Origin of the sequence: Streptomyces filipinensis (assembly GCF_014649495.1) — a bacterium.
Lineage (GTDB): Bacteria > Actinomycetota > Actinomycetes > Streptomycetales > Streptomycetaceae > Streptomyces > Streptomyces filipinensis.
In genome coordinates, this window is the sequence record NZ_BMTD01000030.1 from 33,666 (window position 1) to 58,229 (window position 24,564).

Consider the following 24,564-nt stretch of genomic DNA (forward strand, 5'->3'; position numbering starts at 1 on the left):
CGTCGAGCCGCCGAAGCTGCCGCAGGTACGGCTTCCGAAGGTACGCCTTCGGAAGGTACGGCTGCTTCCGCGCCGGGCGCCGCGCCCGCGACCCTTGTTCAAGGTGCGCGTCGAGCCACCCCGGCTGCCGCGCCTACGGCTCCGCCGCCCCCGCCTGACCCCGTTCCGTGATCGCAATCCCGTGGTGATCGGAGCCGTCGGCCTCACCGTCCTCACGCTGCTGACCGTGGCCGCGTTCAACGCCGACAGCCTGCCGTTCATCGGCGGCGGCAGGACGTACAGCGCGGCCTTCTCGGAGGCGGGCGGCCTCAAGCCCGGCGACGAGGTGCGGATCGCCGGGGTGAAGGTCGGCAAGGTCGAGGACGTGGACCTGGACGGCGACCACGTCAAGGTCACCTTCAAGGTCAAGGGCGATCCGAGGTTCGGCACCGGGACCGGCGCGTCCATCCGGGTCAAGACGATCCTGGGCGCGAAGTACCTCGCGCTGTACCCGAAGGGGCCGGGGCAGTTGAAGCCCGGCAGCGAGATCCCGCTGGGGCGGACGGTCGCGGCGTACGACGTCGTGCAGGCGTTCAGCGACCTGACCACCACGTCGGAGAAGGTCGACACCGCCCGGCTGGCGAAGGCCCTGGACACGATCTCCACCACCTTCCAGGACTCGCCCGCCGAAGTACGCGCGTCCATCAAGGGCCTGTCGAGGATCTCCCGGACGGTGGCCTCGCGTGACAAGGCACTGAGCAGACTCCTGCGCCACGCCAACGGCACCACGGGCGTGCTGGCCGACCGCTCCGAGGACTTCACCGCCCTGGTCAAGGACGGCGACAAGCTGTTCACGGAGATCAGCAGGCGGCGCGAGGCGATCCACAAGCTGCTGAAGACCTCCGCGGTACTCGGCATCGAGCTCTCCGGCCTGGTCGACGACGACAACAAGGAGATCGGGCCCGCGCTCAAAGGGCTGAAGGGTGTGGTGCAGATGCTCGAACGCAACCAGTCCAGCCTCGACCGGAGCGTCAAGCTGCTCGCGCCGTACGTACGGGTCTTCACCAACACCCTCGGCAACGGCCGCTGGTTCGACTCCTACGTCCAGAACCTGGTCGCCGCTCCGGTGGCGCCTCGGACGGGAGGCGCGCAGTGAAGAGCCCGATCAGACGGCTGGCCCTGCTCACCGCGCTCGCCCTCGTCACCGCGCTCACCTACGTGCTGTGGCCCCGGCCGGAGCCGGTGCGCGTCACCGCGTACTTTCCGCGCACCGTCGGCATCTACCCCGGCTCGGACGTCCGCGTCCTCGGCGTGCGGATCGGCGAGGTCAAGGAGATCAGGCCCGAGGGCGACCGGGTGCGGGTGGAGCTGGAGTACGACCAAGGGCGGAAGGTCCCCGCCGACGCCAAGGCCGCGATCATCAACTCCTCGGTGGTCAGTGACCGTTACGTACAACTGCTGCCGGTGTACCGGAACGGTCCCGTGCTGCGAAGCGGTGCTGTCATCCCGCAGTCGCGCACCGCCGTACCGGTCGAGCTGGACCGCATCTTCGACAGCCTGCACACCACGGCCGACGCGCTCGGCCCGAAAGGCGCCAACAAGGACGGTTCGCTGTCGCGGCTGCTCGGGGTGAGCGCGGACAACCTCGCCGGTCAGGGCGAGAACCTCCATCAGACGGTCCACGACCTCTCGCAGGCGGTCACGACGCTGTCGGACGGCCGCACCGATCTGTTCGGCACGGTGCGGAACCTGCAGGTGTTCACGGCAGCACTCGCCGCCGACGACAAGAGCGTGCGGTCCTTCGACACCAGCCTCGCCCAGGTCGCGAAGCAGCTCGCGGGCGAGCGCAAGGACCTCGCGGACGCGCTCACGAACCTGGGAACGGCGCTCGGTGACGTGTCCGCCTTCGTGAAGAAGAACAAGAAGTCGCTGACCACGGACGTGAAGGGCCTCAGCAAGGTGACCAGGGTACTCGTCACCCAACGCGCCGCACTCGACGAGCTCCTGCGGGTCGCCCCCACGGGCCTGTCCAACCTGAACGACGCCTACAACCCCTCCGCCGGCACCCTCGACACCCGCGACAACGCCCAGCAGGCACAGGACCCGGCCTCGCTGCTGTGCTCCGTGCTGAAGACGACCGGCGACGAGGGCGGCAAGAACCCCGACTGCAAGGAGCTGAAGAAACTCTTCGACTCCCTGCCCGAGACGCCGCGGGGCTCCGCGGTGACGGGCACGGTCGACCGGACGCTCGGCGGGATCCTGGGGGCGAGCGCATGAGCGTACGACGCATGGGCGGGGCCATCGCCTCGGCGGCGGTCGGTTCGCTGCTGCTGTCCGGCTGCGAGTTCAACGGCTGGTACGACGTCCCGCTGCCCGGCGGCGCCGCCGCGGACGGTCACGCGTACCACGTCACCGTCGAGTTCCGCGATGTCCTCGACCTGGTGCCGCAGTCGGCGGTGAAGGTCGACGACGTCACCGTGGGCGCGGTCGAGAAGGTGCAGCTGGACGGCTGGCACGCACGCGTACGGCTGCGGGTCGCCGACTCGGTGAAGCTGCCCGCCAACGCGGTCGCCGAGCTGCGGCAGACCAGTCTCCTCGGCGAGAAGTACGTGGCACTGGCCGCTCCGACCGGCACGGCGGCCGTGGGCCGGCTCCGCGACGGCGACCGCATCCCGCTGTCCCGCAGCGGCCGCAACCCGGAGGTCGAGGAGGTGCTGTCCGCGCTGTCCGCCCTGCTGAACGGCGGCGGGGTGGCCCAGCTCAAGACGATCACCGTGGAGCTGAACAAGGCCCTCGACGGCCGGGAGAGCCGGGTCAGGTCCCTGCTGAAGGAACTGGACACGTTCATCGGCGGTCTGGACGACCGGCGGAACGACATCGTCCGCGCGATCAAGGCCGTCGACCGGCTCGCGGGGCGCCTCGGGAAGGAGAAGAAGACCATCGCCAAGGCCGTCGACACGATGCCGCCCGCCCTGAAGGTCCTCGCCCACCAGCGACGCGATCTGACGAAGATGCTCACCGCCCTGTCGAAGCTCGGCACGACGGGCACCAAGGTGGTCACCGCCTCGCACGACGACACGGTCGCGAACCTCAAGAAGCTCCGGCCGATCCTGCAACAGCTGAACAAGTCGGGCAACGACCTGCCCAACTCCCTTGAGCTGCTGACCACTTACCCGTTCCCCCGCAACGCCACCGCCGCCGTCAAGGGCGACTACGTCAACCTCCACATCACCGCCGACCTGGACCTGACGGACCTCTACGGGAACACGACGGGCGGCAGCCCCCGCCACGGCAAGGGCGGTTCCCCGGCGCCCGGCACCCCCGAGGCGCCGCACCTCCCAGACCTGCCGGGCGTCCCGGCGCCGACCCCGCTGCCGAGCACCCCCAGCCTGCCGTCGTCACCCTCGGCGCCGTCGTCACCCTCGGTGCCGTCGGCTCCCTCGGGCGGCGGGAGCGGCGGGCCGTTGTGCCCACCGGTGTGCACCAGCAGCTACACCACCGGCGCGAAGCCGCCCGAGGGGATCGACCTCGCGCTCGCGGAGCTGATGCTGAAGGGGGTCCAGCCGTGATCACTCGTACGGTCAAGGCGCAGCTGCTCGCGTTCGCCACGGTCACCGCCGTCGGGGTGTCGTACGTCGGCGCCGAGTACACCGGCCTGGTGGACGACGTCCTTGACCGCGGCTACACGGTGCGGGCCGACTTCGCCGACTCAGGGGGTATCTTCGCCGGCGCAGAGGTCACCTACCGTGGGGTGCCCGTGGGCCGCGTCGGGGCGCTGCGGCTGACCGGCGCCGACGGCGTCTCGGTCGCCCTCGACATCGGCGACGGGGCACCGCGCATCCCGGCGGACACCCTCGCCGTGGTGGCGAACCGTTCGGCGGTGGGCGAGCAGTACGTGGATCTGCAGCCGCGCACGTCCAAGGGTCCGTATCTCCTGGACGGCAGCACCATCCCGCGCGGCAGCACCCGTGTGCCACTGCCCACGACGGACCTGGTCCTCAGCCTGGACCGGCTGGTGAACTCCGTCGACAAGGACGATCTGCGGGTCACCGTCGACGAGTTGGGCAAGGCCTTCTCCGGCACCGGACCGGACCTGAGCCGGATGGTGGACTCGGGCAACGCGCTCGTCGAGTCGGCGTCCGAGTCGCTGCCGGAGACGATCTCGCTGATCGAGGACTCACGGAAGGTCCTCAAGACGCAGGCGGACCAGGGTTCGTCCATCAAGTCGTTCGCGCACGACCTGGCGGCGCTGACCGCACAGTTGAAGGCCGGCGACGGGGATCTGCGCAAGCTGATCGGCAACGCCACGCCGGCCGCGCAGGAGGTCGACTCGCTGCTGAAGTCGACCGGGCCACAGCTGTCGGTCCTGCTGGCCAACCTGATCAGCGGCGGCCGGGTCACGCTGGCCCACCTGCCCGGCGTGGAGCAGGCTCTCGTCACCTTTCCGGCGCTGGTCTCGGGCAGCTACACGGTCGTCCCGGGCGACGGCACCACCCACTTCGGGCTGGTGGTGAACGCCGGCGACCCGCCGCCGTGCACCCAGGGGTACGGCACGGCACGGCGGGACCCCGCCGACACGAGCACGCGCGAGGCGAACCCCGACGCACACTGCGCGGCCCCACGCGGCAGCAAGACGTCGGTGCGGGGCGCGCAGAACGCTCCCGGCGCGCAGGCCGCGTCCGGCGGCGCGCATCAGACGGCGTACATCACGCCGTACGACCCGGAGACCGGCACCGCGACCGGCCCGGACGGAAGGCCCGTCGAGGTCGGCTCGACGGGCGGCCAGCAGACGGTGTTCGGAAAGGAGTCGTGGCAATGGCTGCTCGTCGGTCCCATGGCGTGAACGTGAGGCTGCCCGGGGTGAACGGGAGGGCGTGGACAGTCGGCCTCGTCGTGGCGACCGTCCTCACCACCGCCGCCGCCCTCTGGCTGAGTCTCCGCCTCCACCAGCAGGACGAGACGGAGCAGCGGCGCCGGGATGTCCTCGGGGCGGCCCGCCAGTCGGCGCTGAACTTCACCTCGCTCGACTACCGGCACTACGGCCGGGACAGCGCGGACGTGCTGAGGAGCGCCACCGGCAGCTTCAAGAAGCAGTTCACCGCGCAGACGGCGGAGCTGACCAAGCTCGTCGCCGCGAACAAGTCGGTGTCCGAGGGCCAGGTCCTCGACGCCGGCATCGTCCGGTCCGACGCCCACTCGGCCCGCGTCCTGGTGGTCGCCGACAGCAAGGTGACCAACACCGCCGTGCCCCAGGGACAGGCGCGCACCTATCGGCTGCAGCTCGACCTGGTGCACCAGGGCGGGCGCTGGCTGACCTCCGACGTCGAGTTCGTGGGCTGACCGACACCAGCGGACAGCCACCAGTAGTGAGGAGCACGACCATGGGGAACGCGACTTCCCGAGGCCGCACCGGCTCGCCCGCCCGCCGGACGATGACCGCGGCCGCTCGCGCGGCGGCCAAGCGCGCCAAGCGGACGGAGCATGTGAAGCGGCCCGAGGGGCCCCTCTCCTCGGAGGCACCGCTCTCAGGGCCGACCGTGCTGGTCGAGCCGTCGGCGGACGGCTGGGACGACCCGCCGGAGCCGTCGCCGGAATCCCTGGAGCAGGACCCGGAGTCCCTGGCGGAGCCGGACGGCAGCGCGCCTCCGCCGCGCTCCGACCGGCGGCGGCTCACCGCGGTACTCGGTGTCCTCCTCGTGGCGGGTCTGGTGGCGGTCGCGGTGCTCGGGTGGCAGTACGCGCAGGGGCGGAGGACCGAGGACGCTCGGGCCGAGGCGCTCATGGCCGCACGGAAGGCGGCGCCGGTCGTGCTGTCGTACGACTACCGGCATCTGGACCGGGATTTCGCCCGTGCCCGTGACCGTCTGACCGGGCACTTCCGTGACGAGTACCGGAAGACCACGACGCGTGTGGTCGGGCCGACGGCCAGGAAGTACCACGCGGTGGTGAAGGCGACGGTGGCCGAACCCGCGAGCGGCGGCAGCCCTGCGGCCTCCGTCGTGTCGGCCTCGGCGGACAAGGCCGTGGTCCTGCTCTTCGTCAACCAGGTCACCGAGAGCACCCAGGTCTCGGGCTCCCGCCTGGATCTGAACCGGGTCCGGATGACGATGACCCACACGTCCGCAGGCTGGAAGGTGAGTGCCGTCGACGCACTGTGAACCGCCCTGTTCCGCTGCGCTCCCGGACCTGGCCACCTGGCGCCGCTGGGGTGGGCGGCCGACCCCGTGCTCGGCCACTGCTGCCCCCGGAGCGGCGTATCGCGGTGGGTGAGTTGCACGGGGTGCGCGCGTGCGTGGCGCTCAGAGTGCTGGGTGAGCGGCCAGATCGCGGGTCTGGTCGACTCAGCCGCCGCTCTTACGCCTGAACGACCGCCGGCCCGCAGCCGGGCCGTGCGCCGCGCGCACCTTCGACGCATCGGGGTTGGCGGCGACATCGGCGGCATCCTCCTGCGCACCGCGCTTGCGCGCCAGGGCTTCGCGGAACTTGCGCTTGAGGTCGTAGTTGCCGTCGCTGTCCGGCGCCAGAGGGGACGTCTCGGCGGCAGCCGGCTCCGAACCTTCCGTGGATACGGGCTCTGCGGTCATGGTGACCTCCTGGGTTCGGGGGTGGGCAGCCACAGCTTGTCATGCCGGGCGCGGTGCGGGGGCACCGGCAACATCATCCTGCCCCGTTTTCGGCGTTGACCACGAGATCGGTGATCTCCTCGTCCGCCATGCGTCACGCGAGCCATGCGGACTCCTTGTGACGTATGCGTGGGGAGCCGTCCGAGTGGCCCGCGACAGCTGACGTGCCCGTGGTGCCGGGTACGGCCGAGTGCCCCAGGTGCCGGTGCACGAAGTGGATGGCCATCGCGCCCTCACCGGCCGCGGAGGCCACCCGTTTCACCGAGCCGCTGCGGACGTCCCCTACCGCGAAGACCCCGGGCAGGCTGGCCTCCAGGGTCATGCACGAGCGCCCACGGCCGTGCCACACCTCGGGTGAGGCGCAGGCTTCCTGGGCCTCCGGCCCGGTGAGGACGAAGCCGCGGGAGTCGAGGGCGAGGTTGCCGGCCAGCCACTCGGTGTGAGGTTCGGCTCCGGTGAAGACGAACAGGCTCCGTACCGCGAGCCGGCGGTGCCCGCCCGTGCGGTTGTCGACCACGTCGAGCTCCTCCAGCACTTCCTGGCCGATGACCTCGGTGACCTCGGTGTGCAGCATGACCTCCACCCGCGGATGGCGCTCGACCTGGTCGACCAGGTAGCGGGACATGTTGGCCTCAAGGCCGGCTCCTCGGACCAGCAGGTGCACCTTCGGCGCGTACCCGGCGAGGAACAGCACCGCCTGGCCCGCCGAGTTGCCTCCGCCGACGACGGCCACCGGGTCGCTGCGGCACTGCTGGGCCTCGTAGACGGTCGCCGAGTAGTGCACGCTCGTTCCCTCCAGGCGTTCGATGCCGGGCACCTGGAGCCGGCGGTAGCGGGCACCCATGGCCAGGACGACGGCGCGGGCGGCGACCTCGCTGCCGTCGGCGAACGCCACGACGTAGTGGTCGTCGTCCTTGGGATGGAGACCGGTCGCCTCCAGCGGAAGGCTGATCCTCGCGCCGAACTTGTCGGCCTGGAGCACGGCGCGTTCGGTGAGTTCGGCGCCGGAGATGCCGGAGGGGAAGCCGAGCAGATTCTCGATGCGGGACGACGTGCCGGCCTGGCCGCCGGTGGCCATCGCCTCCACCACCGTGGTGCTCAGGCCCTCGGAGGCGGCGTACACCGCGGCAGCGAGGCCGGCGGGGCCGGAGCCCACGATGAGGACGTCGCCGTGACGGTTTCCGGCGGGCAGTGACGGCAGGCCGATGAGCCGGGCCAGTTCCGCGTTGCTGGGGTTGCGCAACAGGGTGGTGTCCCGCCAGATGACGAGTGGTGTCTCCGCCGGGCCGACACCGAAGCGGCGCAGCAGCTCCTCGGCCTCCTCGTCGGTCTCCAGGTCGATCCAGCGGTGCGGCAGCCGGTTGCGGACGGCGAACTCGCGCAGCCGTCTGGTGTCGGGCGAGTAGCGCGAGCCGATGATGCGGAAGCCGGCGCCCTGTCCGACGAGCAGCGCGCGACGGCACAGACAGGCGCGCAGCACGATGTCCCCGATGGTGGGGTCCTGCGACACCAGGTGGCGCAACTGGTCCAAGGAGACGACGAGGACCTCGCCCGGGTCCCTGGCGACAGCGGTGTAGAAGGCCACTTGTCCGTACAGCAGGCCGAGTTCGCCGATGAAGCGACCTGGGCCGTGCACGCGCAGCACGTGCTCCTCGGGAGTGCCGTAGTCCTCGACGACGGCGACGGTACCGCTGAGGACGACGAAGAACGTCTCGCAGCGCTCGCCCTCCCGGATCAGCACGTCGTTCGGAGCCATGGTCCGGCGTTGCCCGTGCTCCGCCAGACGTGCTATCTGGTCCTCCGTGAGACGCGGGTACGCGCCGTAGATGTCCGGGGTCTCCCAGAAGGCGGCCTCGTCCGCTTTCCCCGGCAGCGGTTCTCCGCCCGGCGGCGACTGGTCGCCGGACATCAGACGAACGCCTCGTGAACGTAGCACCAGCGCCATTCCTCGCCGGGCTGGAACGACTGCACGATCGGATGGGCGTCGGCAGCTGCGTGCTTGCGCGCGTGCCTGTTCGGCGAGGAGTCGCAGCAGCCGACGTGCCCGCAGGTCAGGCAGAGCCTCAGGTGGACCCACGGGGAGCCGAGCATCAGACACTCCTGACACCCTTCTGGGGTCAGCGGCCGGACCGGCCGGACGAGCGCGAGGTGGGGGTCTGCGTGCAGGGTCATGCGGATCACCCTTTCCGGGCGGTGAGCGACTGTTCCACCCACTGGCGCAGAGCGGGGGCGGGCGCCGCCCCCGCCTGCCGGGCGACCGTCTCGCCCCGGTCGAGGATCAGCAGTGTCGGTACAGCCTGGACCTCGAAACGCCGCGACAGTCGCGGGTTCTTGTCGACGTCGACCTTGACGAGTTTGATTCGGCCGGCGAGATCGGTGGCGACCTTCTCCAGTGCGGGGCTGACCATGCGGCAGGGGCCGCACCAGGTGGCCCACAGGTCGACGACGACGGGGACGTCGGCCCGCTCGGCGACCTCGGTGAAGTCGTCGTCGCCCGCGTCCACCATCCACGGCAGGGGCTGCTTGCAGTGGCCGCACTTGGGGCGGCCCTCCGCGGCCACGGGCACCCGGTTGGTGCGCCCGCAGTTCGGACATCTCACGGTCGTCGCCTGCATCGTGCTCATGCCGCCCGCGCTCCCTTCACGTCCTCGGGCTGGTCGTAGGTGACGACCAGCTCTCCGTGTTCGGCGTCGACGCGGACCGTCGCGCCGTCCTGGACGTCACCGCGCAGCAGGGCGCGCCCGACCATCGTCTCGACCTCATGGGAGATGTAACGCCGCAGCGGCCGGGCTCCGTACACCGGGTCGTAGCCCTGGTGGGCGATCAACTCCCGGGCCTCTGCGGTGAGTTCGACGGTGATGCGGCGTTCGGCGAGCCGGCGGCGCAGTTCGTCGAACTGCAGCTCCACGATCCGCTCGATCTGCCGTTCGCCGAGCGGTTTGAACAGCACGATGTCGTCGACGCGGTTGAGGAACTCCGGGCGGAAGTGCCCGCGCAGCTCGCCCATCACCAGGGCGCGGGCGTCCGGCTTGATCTCACCCTCGGCGGTGGCGCCGTCGAGGAGGTGCTCGGAGCCGATGTTCGACGTCATGATGATCACGGTGTTGCGGAAGTCGACGGTGCGGCCCTGGGAGTCGGTGATGCGGCCGTCGTCGAGGACCTGCAGCAGGGTGTTGAAGACATCGGTGTGCGCCTTCTCGATCTCGTCGAACAGCACGACCGAGTACGGCTTGCGGCGTACGGCCTCGGTGAGCTGGCCGCCTTCCTCGTAGCCGACGTATCCGGGTGGGGCGCCCATGAGCCGGCTGACGGTGTGCCGCTCCTGGTACTCACTCATGTCGAGGCGGACCATGTTCTCCTCGGAGTCGAACAGGGCCGCCGCGAGGGTCTTGGCCAGCTCGGTCTTCCCGACGCCGGTGGGGCCGAGGAAGATGAACGAGCCGATGGGGCGGCGCGGGTCGCGGATGCCGGAGCGGGCGCGGATGATGGCGTCGGCGACGAGTTTGACGGCCTCGTCCTGGCCGATGACGCGCTCGCGCAGGATCTCGTCGAGGCGCAGCAGCTTCTCGCGTTCGCCCTCCTGGAGACGGGCGACGGGGATGCCGGTCCAGGCTGCGACGATCTCGGCGATCTCCTCCTCGGTGACGACCTCGCGCAGCAGCCGGTTCTTCCCTTGTTTGGCGGCCAGTTGCTCCTCCTCGGCCTTCAGCCGGCGCTCCAGGTCCTGGAGGCGGCCGTAGCGGAGTTCGGCGGCGCGGTTGAGGTCGTAGGCGCGTTCGGCCTCCTCGGCCTCGTGGCGGACCTGCTCCAGTTCCTGGCGCAGTTCCTGCACGCGGCGGATGGCCTGCCGTTCGGCCTCCCACTGGGCGTGTTTGGCGTCGGCCTCGCCGCGCAGGTCGGCCAGTTCCTTGCGCAGTTCCTCCAGGCGAGTTTTGCTGGCGGCGTCGGTCTCCTTGGACAGAGCCGCCTCCTCGATCTCCAGGCGGGTGACGCGGCGGGTGATCTCGTCGAGTTCGGCGGGCATCGAGTCGATCTCGGTACGCAGCCGGGCGCACGCCTCGTCGACGAGGTCGATGGCCTTGTCGGGCAGGAACCGGTCGGTGATGTAGCGGTGGCTGAGGGTGGCCGCGGAGACCAGCGCGGTGTCCTGGATCTTCACGCCGTGGAAGACCTCCAGACGTTCACGCAGTCCGCGCAGGATGGAGATGGTGTCCTCCACGCTCGGCTCGTCGACCAGGACCTGCTGGAAGCGGCGTTCGAGGGCGGCGTCCTTCTCGATGTGCTTGCGGTACTCGTCGAGGGTGGTGGCGCCGATCATGTGGAGTTCGCCGCGGGCGAGCATCGGCTTGAGCATGTTGCCCGCGTCCATGGCCCCTTCGGCGGCGCCCGCGCCGACGACGGTGTGCAGTTCGTCGACGAAGAGCAGGATGCGTCCCTGGGCGGCCTTCACCTCGGACAGGACGGCCTTGAGTCGTTCCTCGAACTCGCCGCGGTACTTGGCGCCGGCGACCAGGGAGCCCATGTCGAGGGCGAACACCGTCTTGTCGCGCAGGCCCTCGGGGACGTCGCCGCGAACGATGCGCTGGGCCAGGCCCTCGACGATGGCGGTCTTGCCGACGCCGGGATCGCCGATGAGGACGGGGTTGTTCTTGGTCTTGCGGCTGAGGATCTGGGTGACGCGGCGGATCTCCGCATCACGGCCGATGACCGGGTCCAGCCGCCCGGACCGGGCCTCGAGGACCAGGTCGCGGCCGTACTTCTCCAGAGCCTCATAGGCCACTTCAGGGTTGGCGGAGGTGACGCGCTGGTGGCCGCGGACCTGGGTGAGCGCGCTCAGGAACGAATCCCGGGTCACGCCGTGCTCCTTGAGCAGCCGTCCGGCGGCGGTAGCCGAGCCCTCCTCGGCCAGGGCGAGCAGGAGGTGCTCCACGGACACGTACTCGTCCTTGAGGCGTTTGGCCTCCCGCTCGGCGGCGTCGAGCAGGCGGGACAGGCGCTGAGTGACGAAGACCTGGCCGGGTGCCGCGCCCGGACCGGTGACCTTCGGGCGGCGGGAGAGTTCCTCGCGCACGGCCGCGCGCAGCTCCTTCGGCTCGGTGCCGAACTGTTGCAGCAACCGCGGGATCAGGCCGTCCTCCTGATCGAGAAGCGCGAGCAGCAGGTGTTCCCCGTCGACCTCGGTCTGCCCCATGCCGACGGCCGCGCTCTGGGCCGCCTGGAGGGCTTCCTGGGACTTCTGGGTGAGACGGTTCATGTCCATGGGGGTGTTTCACTCCTCGTACCGGCGCGGCGCAGGGCGGCTTCGAGCATGCTGATGCGGTCCAGCAGGTCGAGCACCAGGCCGATGGATGTGTAGTTGAGGCACAGCCCGGTGCGCAGCCGCTGGACGCGGGCGAGGACGGCCGGTGCCGTGGGTTCGAACACCAGCCCTCCGGAGGCGTCGCGCTCGGCCTCGACCAGGCCCAGAGCGACGAACCGGCGGACGAGGTCGGGATGGACGCCGGAGCGGCGGGCCACGGTCTGCAGAGAGAGCCTGGGCACCGGCACGATCGCGTACCGGACGCGTGCCGGCGCGGCAGCTGTCAGCCGAGACGCCTGGCGCGCCTCGGCGCGTGGGTCACTCATCGTGTACTCCTGGGGTCGAACGAGGAGACGGCGGCGAGCTCCTCGAAGAGTGCGCGCTCCTGGTCGCTGAGCTTGGACGGCACCATGATCCGGAGCTCGGCGTAGAGGTTGCCGTGCGTGCCGCGCGGGTTCGGCATGCCCTCACCGCGCAGCCGCAGCCGCCGGCCGCTGGACGAGCCCGCGGGCACGTTCACCTTCGCCGCAGCCCCGCTCGGCGTGGGCACCGGAACCGTCGCGCCCAGCGCGGCCTCCCAGGGTGTGACCGGAAGCTGCACGTACACGTCCCGGCCGTCGAGGCGGAACTGGGGGTGCGGCTGGATCCGCACCCGCAGGTACAGGTCCCCCGCGGGGGCGTCACCGTTGCCCCGGCCGCCCTCGCCCGCCAGCCGGATACGCTGCCCGTCGGTGACACCCGGTGGCACGTCGACCTCGTACCGCCGCGGCTGCCCCGTGGGACCGGCGAGCGTGACGGTGCGACGGCCTCCCCGGTAGGCCTCCTCGACGGTGAGCGGCAGTTCGGCCTCCTGGTCGGCTCCGGGGACACGCACCCGTCCGGCGCCCCCGAAGAGCGAGCCGAACAGGTCGTCGACGTCGACGCCCTCCGCGCCGAAGCCGCTGGTGGCATACCGGACCCGGGGGCCGCCCCCGGTGGACCAGCGGAAGCCGCCGCCGGGTCCCGCGCCGGCACCGACCCGCTCCTCCCAGTCCTCGGGAACCTTCCGGAAGTCCTCGCCGAAGCGGTCGTACCGGGCCCGCTGGTCGGGGTCGGACAGGGCACTGAAGGCCTCGTTGATCTCCTTGAACCGCTCCTCCGCCGCGGGGTCCTTGTTGACGTCCGGGTGGTACCTGCGGGCCAGCTTGCGATACGCCCGCTGGATCTCGTCCTTGTCGGCGTCCCGCGGGACCCCGAGAACCTCGTAGAAGTCGCGTGCCATGGCCGCTCACTCCCGCTTGGCGACGGTCACGGCGGCCGGCCGCAGCTGCCGCTCGGCCTCGCCGTAGCCGGGGCGCAGCACCTGCGCCACGGTGTTCGGTTCGGCGTCGGGGTCCTGGACCACGCCGACGACCTCGTGCCGGGAGGGGTCGAACGGGACGCCGGTCTCGGCGTGACGCTCGTAACCGAGGCGTTCGAGGATGGACACGGCCTGGTCGCGCACGGCGCGAACCCCCTCGACGATCGCACCGGGGTCGGAGCCCGCGTGGTTCAGGGCCAGTTCGAGGTTGTCGACGACGGGAAGGAAGGCCGCCGCCGTGCGGGCGCGTTCGACCGCGCGCTCCCGGTCCAGTTCCCTGGCGTGTCGCTTGCGCAGGTTGTCCAGATCGGCGAGAGCACGCCGCCAGCGGTCCTCGACCTCTTTCAGCGCGGCCGCGTACTCGTCCTCGACCCCGGCCGGACCGGTGGCCGCGTCGGGTCCCGGTTCGGCCTGCGTGGCCGGCGGCGCGGGCTCGGGCAGGTGGCCCCGCGGCGCTTGTACCGCGCCTTCGGGCGGTGGGTCGGACGATCGGTCCTGGGGAGGGATCGGCATGGCGGGTACCTCAGCCCTTGTCGAACTCGGCGTCGATCACGTCTTCGCCGGCGCCGGCACCGCCCTGCCCGGAGCCGTCCGGCCCGGTGGTGTCCGACGGACCACTCGCCGCCGCGGCTTCGGCCTGGTGGGCGGCGAGCCCGGCGTAGACCTGCTGGAGTTCGGAGACCAGCGGCCTGACCTTGTCCACTCCGGCCTCGTTCTTGACCGCGTCGCGGGCCTCTGCCACCAGCATCTCGGCTCGCGCCTTCTCGTGCGCGGGCGCGGCGTCGGCCAGTTCGTTCAGACGCTTTTCGACCTGGTAGGCGATCGCGTCGAGTTCGTTGCGGGCGTCGACGGCCTCGCGGAGTGCCTGGTCCTGGCCCCGGTTGCTCTCGGCCTCCTGGACCATGCGTTCGACCTCGCTCCGGTCCAGGTTGGAGCTCTCGCTGATGGTGATGCCCTGTTCCTTGCCGGTGTCCTTGTCGCGCGCGCTGACGTTGAGGATGCCGTTGGCGTCGATGTCGAAGGTGACCTCGACCTGCGGTTCGCCACGCGGCGCCGGCCGGATGTCGGTGAGCTGGAACCGGCCGAGGACCCGGTTGTCGGCGGCCCGCTCGCGCTCGCCCTGGAGGACGACGATGTCGACGGCCGGCTGGTTGTCCTCGGCGGTGGAGAAGGTCTCGCTGCGGCGCACCGGGATGGTGGTGTTCCGCTCGATGATCTTCGTCATCACTCCGCCGCGCGTCTCCACGCCCAGCGACAGGGGGGTGACGTCGAGCAGCAGGACGTCCTTGACCTCGCCCTTGAGCACCCCGGCCTGGATCGCGGCGCCCAGGGCCACGACCTCATCGGGGTTCACGCTCATGTTGGGTTCCTTGCCGCCGGTCAGCCGGCGCACCAGTGCCTGGACGGCGGGGATGCGGGTGGAACCGCCGACCAGGATGACCTCGTCGATGTCGCTCTCGCCGACCTTGGCGTCGGCCATGGCCTGCTTGACCGGACCGAGGCAACGCTCCACCAGGTCGCCGGTGATCTGCTCGAACGTGGACCGCATGATCGAGTCGGTGAGATGCTTGGGCCCGGAGGCGTCGGCGGTGATGAACGGCAGGCTGACCTGGGTCTGGGTGACGGAGCTGAGCTCGGTCTTGGCCTTCTCCGCCGCCTCGAACAGACGTTGCAGCGCCTGCGGGTCCTTGCGCAGGTCGATGCCGTTCTCCTTCTGGAAGTCGTCCGCGAGGTAGTCGACCAGACGCCGGTCGAAGTCGTCGCCGCCCAGATGGCTGTCACCCGCCGTGGAACGCACCTCCACGACGCCGTCGCCGACATCGAGGATGCTCACGTCGAAGGTTCCGCCGCCCAGGTCGAAGACGAGGACGGTCTCGTGCTGCTTCTTGTCCATGCCGTACGCGAGGGCGGCCGCCGTCGGCTCGTTGATGATCCGCAGCACTTCCAGTCCCGCGATCCGTCCGGCATCACGGGTCGCGGTGCGCTGGGCGTCGTTGAAGTAGGCGGGCACCGTGATGACCGCCTCCGTGACCCGTTCCCCCAGCTGCTTGGAGGCGTCGTCGGCGAGTTTGCGCAGCACCAGGGCGCTGATCTCCTCAGGCGCGTACAGCTTGTCACGCACCTTGAAGCGGGCCTCGCCGTTGTCTCCCGGGACGACGTCGTAGGCGACGGCCTTGGCCTCGTCGGGGATCTCGTCGAAGTGCCGGCCGATGAACCGCTTGGCGGAGTAGATGGTGCCCTTGGGGTTGAGGATCGCCTGGCGGCGGGCCAGCTGGCCCACCAGGCGCTCGCCGGTGTCGGTGAAGGCCACCACGGACGGTGTGGTCCGGTTGCCCTCGCTGTTGGGTACGACGGTCGGCTCGCCGCCCTCCCACACGGCGATCACCGAGTTGGTGGTGCCCAGGTCGATGCCCACTGCCTTGGCCATGAGGAACTCCTTCCGCGGCGGTCGACGTCCGTCGGCGGCCGTTCATCCTCCGGGCCCTGTCCGCCCGGCTTCGAAACTCGTTCAGCTGGGTGCGGGGCCGCTGTGCGGGCGCCGGCCCCCGGAGGAGGCGCTCTCCGTGTGCGCGCCGGCCCCACGGACCGGCGAGCGGTCCCGACAGGCCCCAGAGTGGCTGTTCGCCCGGTCACCCCGCCTGCGCCCAGCGAGTCGAAAAGTGGCACCGGCGGTCGGTCTGCGAGGACAGCTTGGCCTTCCCGGCCCGAACACCCGCCCCTCACCGCACTGTGTGTCGCGGTCGAGGGGGTGCGCAGCCAACCTCCCACTAAGAAGATCGTGGCGCAGGAGTTCCGGCAAGGCGTCAGCCGGGCCCGCCCAGCACGATCTTCCACACGCGGGTCGCCACCTGGAGGTTCAGCCGGTCCTCGACGTTCGCGAGGTCGTTGCCGCTGATGTCGCGGATGCGCTGGAGCCGATAGCGCAGCGTGCTGCGGTGGATCGCGAGGGATTCTGCGGTCTCGTCGTAGTTGCCGCCGCAGTCGAAGTACCGGGACAGGGTCTCCACCAGGGTCGCGTGGTGCCGGGAGTCGTAGTCGATGAGCTGCCCGAGCCACTCCTGTACGAACGTCTCCAGTTCCCGGTAGTCGTTGCCGGGTCCCAGGATGCGGTAGAGGCCGAGCTCGTCGAAGAACGTCGTGCCGTAGCGGTCGCGGGAGTGGCGGCGCACGTCCAGGGCGCGCTGCGCCTCCTCGTAGTGGTGGGGGATGTCGTTCAGGGAGTCGGAAGGGGCGCTCACCCCGATCGTCCCTGACCGTGTTCCGGTCTCCCGGGCGAGCGCCTCGTACAGCGCGCGGGCGTGCGGCCTGTCGTCGGCGACCAGGACGACGTGGTCGGAGCGTCGGGTCAGCAGCGAGCGCATGCCCACGGCAGAGGCCGCCCGCCTCACGGTCCGTGCGAAGGAATCGTCGGCGGTCCGGTTCGACCACTGCACGACGACGACGTAGTGGCTGCGGTGCAGGTCGTATCCGACTGCCTCGGACCGGGCGTAGGCGCTCGCCTCGTCCGTCCCTGCCAGGAGGTCGTCCACCAGCTCGCGGTGCAGCCTCAGCTCCACTTCGGCCAGATTGCGCAGGTGCGTCAGCTCCGGGGCGAGTGCCGCGGCAGCGTGTTCCAGCGCGAGCACGGTGTGCTCGTCGGCCTCGCCCCGGGCATCGACCAGGGCCAGCACGCCCAGGATCTCGCCGTGCGGGCGGACCAGGGTGATCAGCCGGTCCCTTATCCGCACGGGCCCGGCCTGACGGCCGACGGCGTGCAGCATTTCCTTCTGGCGCACGGGGTCCGGTTCGGGATAGGGGACGGGGCGGCTGGGGCCGGTCCAGGACCTCAGCCGACCGAAGCGGTCCTCGACCAGCGCGGGAAGTCCGGTGAGCCCGTGCAGTGCGCGGGTGACAGCTTCCTCGCCGCCACCCGAGGCAGCGACACCGGCCATGAACGCGTGCACGGCTCGCTCGTAGCCCAGCTCAGCCACCACAGAGATCAGCTGCCGCTGGAGGGCTGTGCGTTCCTCCCTCAGTCGGTGCAGCTCCAGCGCGTCCTCGCATCGGCGGCGATGTGCGATAGCGACTGACAGTGCAGCAGCGGTGTGCCGGACGAGCGTGGCGAGCAGAGATCGCTCGGCCTCGGTGGGCCGGGAGAGGGACGTCACCACGAGGTAGCCGTGGAGTCCCTCAAGTCCGCGCAGCCCCAGGGCCCGGCCCCAGGGTCTGCCGGGTACGGTCACGTCGCCGTCCTGCCCGGCCAGCTCCCGCACCCTCCGGCTCACGGCCAGGGCAGGCGTCTGCCCGTCCCTCGGACTGGGGACCAGGTCGCCGCCCACATTGAGGTATCCGGCCTCGGCGGTGTACGGCCCCGCGGCGGCTATGTGGTCCATGGCCAGGCGCACGATCTCGACTTCGTCCGGAGTGCCGAACAGGGCGCGGGAGAGCGCGACCAGTTCGTGGAGGGCATGGTCGGCTGGGGTGCGAGCGGGCGGGCGGGGCCCTCCGCGCGCGGCCGTGGGGTGCCACCCGGCGCCGCCCCGCGGAAGGCTGCGCTTCCGATGGGAGTAGCGGTGGTACAGGCTGTGCGCCCGCCTGCCGGCCATGGGACCACTCCGTCCCTCGAAGCCTTCAGAGAACCGAGCGGCATGTCGCGTACCCGCTCACGGGCCGCTTACCCGAGATGTGTGGATCCTTTCTCTCGTACTCGTGGGGCGACCGGACCTGTGCATTCCTGACTCGCCGGACGCAGGCGTGGAGCCTCGTTCGATGCCGCGGTCGACGGCGTAGACCACGCGAACCCGGCCCCCGGCGACGGGTCCTCCAGTGACGCTAGGCGTCGTCACCCCGCTCGCCCTCCGCCTGGGATGGCTCGCTCCGGGGGACGTCCGGGTGCTGTTCCGTTGCGGTACGCTCGCCCGTCTCGTCCCGCTCACCCTCGGCCTGCGAGGGTGTGCGCGAGTACCAGGCGTCGTAATCAGGGGCTCCGGATTTCATGACGGGCCTCCTTCGTCGCTCACGTCCATCCTCCCCCTCTCAGGCCGTGGTGGAACGCCTGCCGTCGGGGTTGTGGCCGTCGTAGGAGCCGTCCACGTAGGGGGACACCGCGCCTCGTGTGCCCCGTGCGCGCCAGGGCGTTCTCCAGCCGGCCCAGCTTGTCCCGGGCCTCCTCGACGGCGTCAGCCGCCGGTCACGGCGCGCACCGCCTCCTCGACCGGGGTGGACCCGCTGATCAGCTCGAGGATGCGCCCGGCGGTCCTGGGCTCGTGCAGCAGGGCGGCGAGCACCGCAGCCACGTCATCGCGCGGCACTTGGCCGCGGTCGGTGTGCTCGGCGAGCGTGACGCGGCCGCTGCCGGGGTCATCGGCCAGCATCCCCGGGCGCAGAATCGTCCAGTCCAGTCCCGGACGGGAGGCGATGTCGGCGTCCGCCTCGCCCTTGGCCTTCAGGTAGGCGGCGAACACCGGGTCGGTGCCGGGCGGCGGCGGGCTGTCCACGCCCATCGCGGAGATCACCAGGAAGCGGCGCGTCCCGGCGCGCTCGGCCGCGTCGGCGAGGAGGATGGCCGCGTTCCGGTCCACCGTCTGTTTGCGGGCCGCGCCGCTGCCCGGTCCGGCCCCCGCGGCGAACAGTGCCGCGTCGGCGCCACCAAGGTGGCCGGCCACCTCGTCCACCGAGGCGTGCTCCAGATCGCACACCACCGGTTCCGCGCCGTCCGCCCGCAGGTCGTCGGCGTGGTCCGGGTTGCGGATCAGCCCTGTGACGTGGTCGCCGCGCGCCGAGAGCAGCCGGGTCAGCCGGCGCGCGATCTTTCCGTGTCCACCCGCGATCACCATGTGCATGGGGTCATTCTTTCCACACGCGACCGCTCACGCCGGGCTGCGGGACCGCCGCGGCAGGTCGGGTCCCGCGGTTGCCGCAAAGTCCGCGTACGCGCGCACCGCGCTGGTGCGCGAGACCACCCGGCCACCGGGTCGCGCCGCAGGTGCTCGGGATGCGCGATCGCGATTCTGTCGTCAGGAGCGCGCGAGCCGGGCCGCGAGATAGGGTGCGGTGGCGCTGCGGCGGGCCCTCGCCACCTTGGCCGGCGGACCCGCCGCGACCACCCGCCCGCCCGCGTCGCCGCCGCCCGGACCGAGGTCGATGACCCAGTCGGCGGTGGCGATGGTGGCCAGGTCGTGCTCGACGAGGACGACCGTGTTGCCGGCGTCGACGAGCCGGTGCAACTGTCGCAGCAGCAGCGCGATGTCCGAGGGGTGCAGCCCCGCCGTCGGCTCGTCGAGCAGGTAGAGCGCGTGCCCGCGGCGGGCCCGCTGCAGTTCGGTGGCCAGTTTGATGCGTTGCGCCTCACCGCCGCTGAGTTCCGTCGCGGGCTGGCCCAGCCGCAGGTACCCCAGTCCGACCTCGCGCAACGTCTCCAGACTGCGGGAGGCGGCCGGGACGGCGGACAGGAACGTGGCGGCGGCGTCGACGGACAGCGCCAGTACTTCCGCGATGTTCTTGCCGCGGTAGGTGACTTCCAGCGTTTCGGCGTTGTACCGGGCGCCTGCGCAGGTCGGGCACGGCGCGTAGGTGCCGGGCAGGAAGAGCAGTTCCACCGCGACGAATCCTTCGCCCTGGCAGGTCTCGCACCGGCCTTCGGGCACGTTGAAGGAGAACCGCCCGGCCGAGTAGCCGCGCGCCCTGGCTTCGTCCGTCGCCGCGTACAGCTTGCGCACCGCGTCGAACATCCCGGTGTACGTGGCCAGGTTGGACCGGGGAGTTCGGCCGATGGGCCGTTGGTCGACCCGGACCAGCCGGTCGAACGACTCGACCCCCGACGCGTCCTGGACGTCGACCTCCAGCTGCGCCTCGTCGGGTTCCTCGGGCACGAGTCCGAGGTGGCCGCGGACGACCTCGGCGAGCACCTGCGTCACCAGCGTCGACTTCCCGGAACCGGACACGCCCGTCACCGCCGTGAGTACGCAGAGCGGCACGTCGACGGACACGTCGTGCAGATTGTGCCGGGAGACCCCGCTCAGGTGCAGCCAGCCGTGCGGTGTGCGGGGGCGGTGATCGAGCGGCTGGGCGCGCCCGAACAGGTACTGGCTCGTGGCCGACTCCCTGACCCGCTCAAGACCGGCGACCGGGCCGCTGTACAGCACGCGTCCGCCGCCCTCGCCCGCACCGGGGCCGATGTCGACCACCCAGTCCGCCCGCCGTACGACGTCCATGTCGTGCTCCACGACGAACAGCGAGTTGCCCGCCGCCTTGAGGCGGTCCAGCACGTCCAGCAGCGGTTCCGCGTCAGCCGGGTGCAGGCCCGCGGAGGGTTCGTCGAGGACGTAGACGACGCCGAACAGGCCCGAGCGCAGCTGGGTGGCGATCCGCAGGCGCTGCGCCTCGCCGGGCGACAGGGTCGTCGAGCGGCGCCCGAGGCTGAGATATCCGAGTCCCAGGTCGAGCAGTACGTCGATCCGCGCGACCAGGTCGCCGCAGATCCGGACCGCGACCTCGGTCGTCTCCCCGGATCGGGCGGTCGACGTGGTGGCGTCGGCCTCGGACCGCCCCGCGACGGGCCGCAGCAGCGCCACGACCTCGGTGAGCGGCATCGCGTTGGTCTCGGCGATGGAACGTCCGGCGAAGGTCACGGCGAGCGCCTCGGGCCGCAGTCCGCTGCCGTGACAGGCGGGGCAGGGCACACTCCTGACGAACCGGAGCGCCCGTTCGCGCGTCTTCTCGCTCTTGGAGTCGGCGAGGACGTGCATGACGTGCTTGCGGGCGCTCCAGAACTTGCCCTGGTAGCCGTAGTCGACGCGGTCCTCCTCCGGCTCGATGTACACCGAGGGCTGCTCGTCCGTGTACAGCAGCCAGTCCCGGTCCTTCTTCCTGAGCCTGCGCCACGGGCGGTCGATGTCGATGCCCAGGCCATGCACGACACTGCGCAGGTTGGCGCCCTGCCAGGCGCCCGGCCAGGCGGCGATCGCCCCCTCGCGGATGCTCAGCGAGGGATCCGGGACGAGCAGGTCCTCGGCGACGTCGTGCACGACGCCCAGTCCGTGGCACTCCGGGCAGGCGCCGGCCGCGGTGTTGGGTGAGAACGACTCGGCTTCCAGCCGTGCGGCCCCGGGCGGATAGGTGCCGGCACGGGAGTACAGCATGCGCAGCAGATTGGACAGCGTGGTGAGGGTGCCGACCGTCGAGCGCGAGCTGGGCGACCCGCGTCGCTGCTGCAGGGCCACGGCCGGTGGCAGTCCGGTGATCTCCTGCACGTGCGGTGCGCCGACCTGTTGCAACAGCCTTCGGGCGTACGGTGCCACGGACTCGAAGTAGCGCCGCTGGGCCTCCGCGTAGAGCGTGCCGAACGCGAGCGAGGACTTGCCCGAACCGGAGACGCCGGTGAAGGCGACCATCGCGTCCCGCGGAACGTCGACATCGACGTTCCGCAGGTTGTTCTCACCGGCGCCCCGGACATGCACGAAGGGGTCGGTCGCGTCCTCGTTCACCGTTCCTGATTACCTGATCGCGCCGGGAACCGCGCGACAGGCGCCGTCCCGCCGCCAGGCGACCGCCCTGCGCACTCCGGGCAGGATCCCGAAGCAGGGTGTCCGGTGGGGCGGCGTGCGATGCCGGCACCTGCCGGTGGGGGCCAGCGTGTCACGCGGCGTCGGCGTTGCCTCGGGGGCATCCTGTGGCCACGTGCGATCGCGGGGGCAGCCGACGAGAAGGAGTCATGCGGGTGTCGTCTCAGGACGTTACGGTCGTGGCTCTTCTGGCGGATCCGGATGCGCCGACGGAGATCGCGCAGCGCATGGCCCCGATGCTTCCTGATCGGCTCGCCGACAGGTCAGGCCAGGGACGACGGTTCGACGTCGAGGTGGTCAGTGAGCCCTTCACAGCAGGGACCGAGGACCTGTCCACGTTGACGCGCCGCATCATGGACCGCGGGCGTGCGGAGAGTTGGGACATCGTCGTGGCCCTCACCGACCTTCCGCTGCACTCGCACGGGCGCAAGCTCGTGGTGGATCTGAGTCACGAACACGGCTTGGCGCTGCTGTCCCTTCCGTCGCTGGGGGGCTTCCGGCTGCAGACCAGGACCCGGCAGGCCGTGGAAGAAGCCGTGCTCAGCTTGGCGGGCCTGCAGGCCGAGGGGCCTCCGGGAAGTCAGCCGCTGCGGGGGCCCTTCACGGGTCGTCTCGCGCCTGTCCATCCGGGCCAGATCGGTGAGGAGGAGATCGCCGATCTGCGGTACGTCGTCAGTGGGCCGCGCGGTTACCTGAGGGTGCTCGGCGGTATGGTCCGCGCCAACCGGCCGTGGCGCTTGGTGCCGGGCTTGTCGAAAGCCCTGGCGGCCGCACTCGCCACGGGAGCGGTCGCCACGGTGAACTCCACCATCTGGAGCCTGGCCACCTATCTGAGCACGCCACGCCTGGTGATCGCCATGGTCGGGTCTGTCGCTCTCATGACCGGCTGGCTGATCGTGGACGCGAACCTGTGGCATCGAACGGACGAGGTTTCGCCGGAGGCGAGGAAGAGGGCGGCTCTCTACAACGCCTCGACGATCGTGACCGTGGGTATCGGGGTGATCGTCTGCTACGTGGGGTTGATGGTCATCAACTTGGTGTGGGCGCTGTTCATCCTCAACGCCCGGGCGTTCGTTTCCGTGACACGAACGCCGCTGCACGTCACGGAGTACTGGACGTTGGCCTGGTTCGTCGCTTCGGTCGCCACGGTGGGCGGCGCGCTGGGCTCGGGCTTGGAGAGCGACGAGGCGATCCGGGCGGCCGCCTACTCCAAGCGCGAACAGGAGCGTCGCAGCGTGCTGCAGGACGACCACGGTGACTAGCGGGTGACCTCGGTCGGAGCTGTGCCGTCGGTGGGTGGTCGTCCGGGTCCGGGGATTCCGCTGATCGGTCGGTACGTGGTTGTTTCGCCTCGGGGGCCGACGGGGACCCGGACGCAACGCCGCCGGAGCGCCGAAGCTCCGCCTGGCGGGCCGGCGCCACATGACCGTTCCATCTGATCCAGGTGAACGGCCCGCAGAGGCGTGCCGGAGCCGCGGACCCCGTCGTAGCACTCGCGAGAGTCAGGCTCTTTGCGCCCTCTCCCTGACCGCCATGCTGCGACATCAAGGGAAGTCACCATGAAAGCAGCGGTATACGAAGGACCGCGAACGGTCACAGTGAAGGACGTACCGGACGCGAAGATCGAACATCCCTGCGACATCGTCGTCAAGATCACCACCACCAACATCTGCGGTTCGGACCTGCACATGTACGAGGGCCGCACCTCGTTCGAGTCCGGCCGCACCCTGGGACACGAGAACATGGGTCAGGTGGTGGAGGTCGGCTCGGCCGTCCGCAAGGTCCAGGTGGGCGAGTACGTGGTCCTGCCCTTCAACATCGCCTGCGGCTTCTGCAAGCAGTGCGAGCAGGGCCTGACCAACTACTGCCTGACCATGCAGCCGGAACCGGCCCTCGCGGGAGCAGCCTACGGATTCGCCGACATGGGGCCCTACCAGGGCGGCCAGGCGGAGCTGCTGCGCGTGCCCTACGGCGACTTCAACGCGCTGCGTCTGGGCGAGGACGCCGCCGACCGGCAGACCGACTACGTGATGCTCGCCGACATCTTCCCCACCGGCTATCACGCCACCGAGATGGCCCACGTCAAACCGGGCGACCAGACCATCGTCTACGGGGCCGGTCCGGTGGGGCTGATGGCGACCTATTCCGCCCTCCTCAAGGGCGCCGGCCGCGTCTGGACGGCCGACCACCAGCCCGACCGGCTGCGCAAGGCGGAGGAGATCGGGGCCATCCCGATCAACACCGCCGAGCAGAACCCGGCGGACGTCGTCAAGGAGGCCACGCTCGGTCTGGGCGCCGACAACGGCTGCGAATGCGTCGGCTACCAGGCGCACGACCCCCAGGGGCACGAGGACGCCAGCCTTACGCTCAACGGCCTGATCGACTCGGTCAGGTTCACGGGCGACATCGGCGTGGTGGGTGTGTTCCTGCCCCAGGACCCCGGCGGCGCGGAGGCCCAGGGCGAGCTGGAAGCTCAGGGCAAGGTCCCGATCGACTTCGGCATGATGTGGTTCAAGGGCCAGCGCATGGGGACCGGGCAGGCGCCGGTGAAGAAGTACAACCGGGCGCTGCGGGATCTGATCGCCGGCGGGAAGGCGAAGCCGAGTTTCGTCGTCTCCCACGAGCTCAGCCTGGACGAGGCCCCCATCGCCTACGAGCACTTCGACGCCCGCGACGAGGGCTGGACCAAGGTGGTCCTGCATCCGAACGGACACGGGAACGGCCACAAGCGGTAAGGGACTCGGCGCCGCCGTGTCCCCTGTTTCCCCTGGACCGGTCCGG

21 protein-coding genes are annotated in these 24,564 nt (G+C 70.8%); 8 read left to right on the plus strand and 13 right to left on the minus strand.

The genetic code is table 11. The features are described from left to right. Positions 1-154 precede the first annotated feature (154 nt). The 6 genes from IE244_RS38645 to IE244_RS38670 are packed head-to-tail and all read left to right on the plus strand — an operon-like array spanning position 155 to position 6,137. Positions 155-1,135: an MCE family protein gene (locus tag IE244_RS38645; RefSeq protein WP_191878285.1), complete on the plus strand. Its 981-nt coding sequence runs from the start codon at positions 155-157 to the stop codon at positions 1,133-1,135. Further along, a complete protein-coding gene (locus IE244_RS38650; protein WP_229854716.1) occupies positions 1,132-2,256 on the plus strand; it encodes an MCE family protein in 1,125 nt (374 codons plus the stop codon). Before IE244_RS38645 ends, IE244_RS38650 begins: the two co-directional genes overlap by 4 nt. Further along, the gene (locus IE244_RS38655) at positions 2,253-3,548 is read left to right on the plus strand and encodes an MCE family protein (RefSeq protein WP_191878249.1); all 1,296 of its coding nucleotides are present in this window, start codon (positions 2,253-2,255) and stop codon (positions 3,546-3,548) included. Before IE244_RS38650 ends, IE244_RS38655 begins: the two co-directional genes overlap by 4 nt. Next, positions 3,545-4,822 carry an MCE family protein gene (locus IE244_RS38660; protein ID WP_191878250.1) on the plus strand — a complete coding sequence of 426 codons (1,278 nt, stop codon included), beginning with the start codon at positions 3,545-3,547 and terminating at the stop codon, positions 4,820-4,822. Before IE244_RS38655 ends, IE244_RS38660 begins: the two co-directional genes overlap by 4 nt. After that, a complete protein-coding gene (locus IE244_RS38665; protein WP_373305830.1) occupies positions 4,795-5,319 on the plus strand; it encodes an Rv1363c family protein in 525 nt (174 codons plus the stop codon). Before IE244_RS38660 ends, IE244_RS38665 begins: the two co-directional genes overlap by 28 nt. 41 nt (positions 5,320-5,360) lie before the next feature. After that, positions 5,361-6,137: an Rv1363c family protein gene (locus IE244_RS38670; RefSeq protein ID WP_191878252.1), complete on the plus strand. Its 777-nt coding sequence runs from the start codon at positions 5,361-5,363 to the stop codon at positions 6,135-6,137. Positions 6,138-6,320: 183 nt separating this feature from the next. On the opposite strand, the gene IE244_RS38675 is transcribed toward IE244_RS38670, so the two are convergent. The 13 genes from IE244_RS38675 to uvrA all read right to left on the minus strand — a co-directional run bounded on the left by IE244_RS38675 (position 6,321) and on the right by uvrA (position 21,705). Further along, positions 6,321-6,563 (minus strand): DUF5302 domain-containing protein, encoded by a 243-nt coding sequence (locus tag IE244_RS38675; protein WP_191878253.1) that lies wholly within the window; start codon positions 6,561-6,563, stop codon positions 6,321-6,323. A gap of 133 nt (positions 6,564-6,696) precedes the next feature. After that, the gene (locus IE244_RS38680) at positions 6,697-8,511 is read right to left on the minus strand and encodes an FAD-dependent oxidoreductase (RefSeq protein ID WP_191878254.1); all 1,815 of its coding nucleotides are present in this window, start codon (positions 8,509-8,511) and stop codon (positions 6,697-6,699) included. Further along, positions 8,511-8,774: a UBP-type zinc finger domain-containing protein gene (locus IE244_RS38685; RefSeq protein WP_191878255.1), complete on the minus strand. Its 264-nt coding sequence runs from the start codon at positions 8,772-8,774 to the stop codon at positions 8,511-8,513. The genes IE244_RS38680 and IE244_RS38685 overlap by 1 nt, the downstream gene beginning before the upstream one ends. Before the next feature lie 5 nt (positions 8,775-8,779). Further along, positions 8,780-9,226 carry a thioredoxin gene (gene trxA / locus IE244_RS38690; RefSeq protein ID WP_191878256.1) on the minus strand — a complete coding sequence of 149 codons (447 nt, stop codon included), beginning with the start codon at positions 9,224-9,226 and terminating at the stop codon, positions 8,780-8,782. Then, on the minus strand, positions 9,223-11,862 hold the full coding sequence (clpB, locus tag IE244_RS38695; RefSeq protein ID WP_191878257.1) for an ATP-dependent chaperone ClpB: 2,640 nt from the start codon (positions 11,860-11,862) through the stop codon (positions 9,223-9,225). The genes trxA and clpB overlap by 4 nt, the downstream gene beginning before the upstream one ends. Then, positions 11,853-12,227 (minus strand): chaperone modulator CbpM, encoded by a 375-nt coding sequence (locus IE244_RS38700; RefSeq protein ID WP_229854726.1) that lies wholly within the window; start codon positions 12,225-12,227, stop codon positions 11,853-11,855. The genes clpB and IE244_RS38700 overlap by 10 nt, the downstream gene beginning before the upstream one ends. Further along, positions 12,224-13,162, minus strand: a complete 939-nt coding sequence (locus tag IE244_RS38705; RefSeq protein ID WP_191878258.1) for a DnaJ C-terminal domain-containing protein — start codon at positions 13,160-13,162, stop codon at positions 12,224-12,226. Before IE244_RS38705 ends, IE244_RS38700 begins: the two co-directional genes overlap by 4 nt. A gap of 6 nt (positions 13,163-13,168) precedes the next feature. Continuing rightward, entirely contained in the window at positions 13,169-13,753 is a 585-nt protein-coding gene (locus tag IE244_RS38710) for a nucleotide exchange factor GrpE (protein ID WP_191878259.1), read from the minus strand. A gap of 10 nt (positions 13,754-13,763) precedes the next feature. Further along, positions 13,764-15,668, minus strand: a complete 1,905-nt coding sequence (gene dnaK / locus IE244_RS38715; protein ID WP_191878260.1) for a molecular chaperone DnaK — start codon at positions 15,666-15,668, stop codon at positions 13,764-13,766. A gap of 376 nt (positions 15,669-16,044) precedes the next feature. After that, complete coding sequence (locus IE244_RS38720; protein ID WP_191878261.1) at positions 16,045-17,826, minus strand: PucR family transcriptional regulator; 1,782 nt, start codon at positions 17,824-17,826, stop codon at positions 16,045-16,047. 226 nt (positions 17,827-18,052) lie between these two features. After that, a complete protein-coding gene (locus tag IE244_RS38725; protein ID WP_176986079.1) occupies positions 18,053-18,217 on the minus strand; it encodes a hypothetical protein in 165 nt (54 codons plus the stop codon). Between the two features lie 182 nt (positions 18,218-18,399). Beyond that, complete coding sequence (locus tag IE244_RS38730) at positions 18,400-19,062, minus strand: SDR family oxidoreductase (RefSeq protein ID WP_191878262.1); 663 nt, start codon at positions 19,060-19,062, stop codon at positions 18,400-18,402. Between the two features lie 174 nt (positions 19,063-19,236). Continuing rightward, a complete protein-coding gene (uvrA, locus tag IE244_RS38735; RefSeq protein WP_191878263.1) occupies positions 19,237-21,705 on the minus strand; it encodes an excinuclease ABC subunit UvrA in 2,469 nt (822 codons plus the stop codon). A gap of 227 nt (positions 21,706-21,932) precedes the next feature. Here uvrA and IE244_RS38740 point away from each other — a divergent pair, with 227 nt between their 5' ends. Together IE244_RS38740 and IE244_RS38745 are read left to right on the plus strand one after the other, a co-directional pair. Beyond that, complete coding sequence (locus IE244_RS38740) at positions 21,933-23,045, plus strand: hypothetical protein (protein WP_191878264.1); 1,113 nt, start codon at positions 21,933-21,935, stop codon at positions 23,043-23,045. Between the two features lie 297 nt (positions 23,046-23,342). Continuing rightward, positions 23,343-24,518: a glutathione-independent formaldehyde dehydrogenase gene (locus tag IE244_RS38745; protein WP_191878265.1), complete on the plus strand. Its 1,176-nt coding sequence runs from the start codon at positions 23,343-23,345 to the stop codon at positions 24,516-24,518. Positions 24,519-24,564: the final 46 nt, after the last annotated feature.

Coding starts and splice junctions, on each gene's coding strand:
- IE244_RS38655 (WP_191878249.1), top strand. CDS start 2,253: ATGAGCGTACGACGCATGGGCGGGGCCATCGCCTCGGCGGCGGTCGGT.
- IE244_RS38665 (WP_373305830.1), top strand. CDS start 4,795: ATGGCTGCTCGTCGGTCCCATGGCGTGAACGTGAGGCTGCCCGGGGTG.
- IE244_RS38670 (WP_191878252.1), top strand. CDS start 5,361: ATGGGGAACGCGACTTCCCGAGGCCGCACCGGCTCGCCCGCCCGCCGG.
- IE244_RS38675 (WP_191878253.1), bottom strand. CDS start 6,563: ATGACCGCAGAGCCCGTATCCACGGAAGGTTCGGAGCCGGCTGCCGCC.
- IE244_RS38680 (WP_191878254.1), bottom strand. CDS start 8,511: ATGTCCGGCGACCAGTCGCCGCCGGGCGGAGAACCGCTGCCGGGGAAA.
- IE244_RS38685 (WP_191878255.1), bottom strand. CDS start 8,774: ATGACCCTGCACGCAGACCCCCACCTCGCGCTCGTCCGGCCGGTCCGG.
- trxA (WP_191878256.1), bottom strand. CDS start 9,226: ATGAGCACGATGCAGGCGACGACCGTGAGATGTCCGAACTGCGGGCGC.
- clpB (WP_191878257.1), bottom strand. CDS start 11,862: ATGGACATGAACCGTCTCACCCAGAAGTCCCAGGAAGCCCTCCAGGCG.
- IE244_RS38700 (WP_229854726.1), bottom strand. CDS start 12,227: ATGAGTGACCCACGCGCCGAGGCGCGCCAGGCGTCTCGGCTGACAGCT.
- IE244_RS38705 (WP_191878258.1), bottom strand. CDS start 13,162: ATGGCACGCGACTTCTACGAGGTTCTCGGGGTCCCGCGGGACGCCGAC.
- IE244_RS38710 (WP_191878259.1), bottom strand. CDS start 13,753: ATGCCGATCCCTCCCCAGGACCGATCGTCCGACCCACCGCCCGAAGGC.
- dnaK (WP_191878260.1), bottom strand. CDS start 15,668: ATGGCCAAGGCAGTGGGCATCGACCTGGGCACCACCAACTCGGTGATC.
- IE244_RS38720 (WP_191878261.1), bottom strand. CDS start 17,826: ATGGCCGGCAGGCGGGCGCACAGCCTGTACCACCGCTACTCCCATCGG.
- IE244_RS38725 (WP_176986079.1), bottom strand. CDS start 18,217: ATGAAATCCGGAGCCCCTGATTACGACGCCTGGTACTCGCGCACACCC.
- IE244_RS38730 (WP_191878262.1), bottom strand. CDS start 19,062: ATGCACATGGTGATCGCGGGTGGACACGGAAAGATCGCGCGCCGGCTG.
- IE244_RS38740 (WP_191878264.1), top strand. CDS start 21,933: ATGCGGGTGTCGTCTCAGGACGTTACGGTCGTGGCTCTTCTGGCGGAT.
- IE244_RS38745 (WP_191878265.1), top strand. CDS start 23,343: ATGAAAGCAGCGGTATACGAAGGACCGCGAACGGTCACAGTGAAGGAC.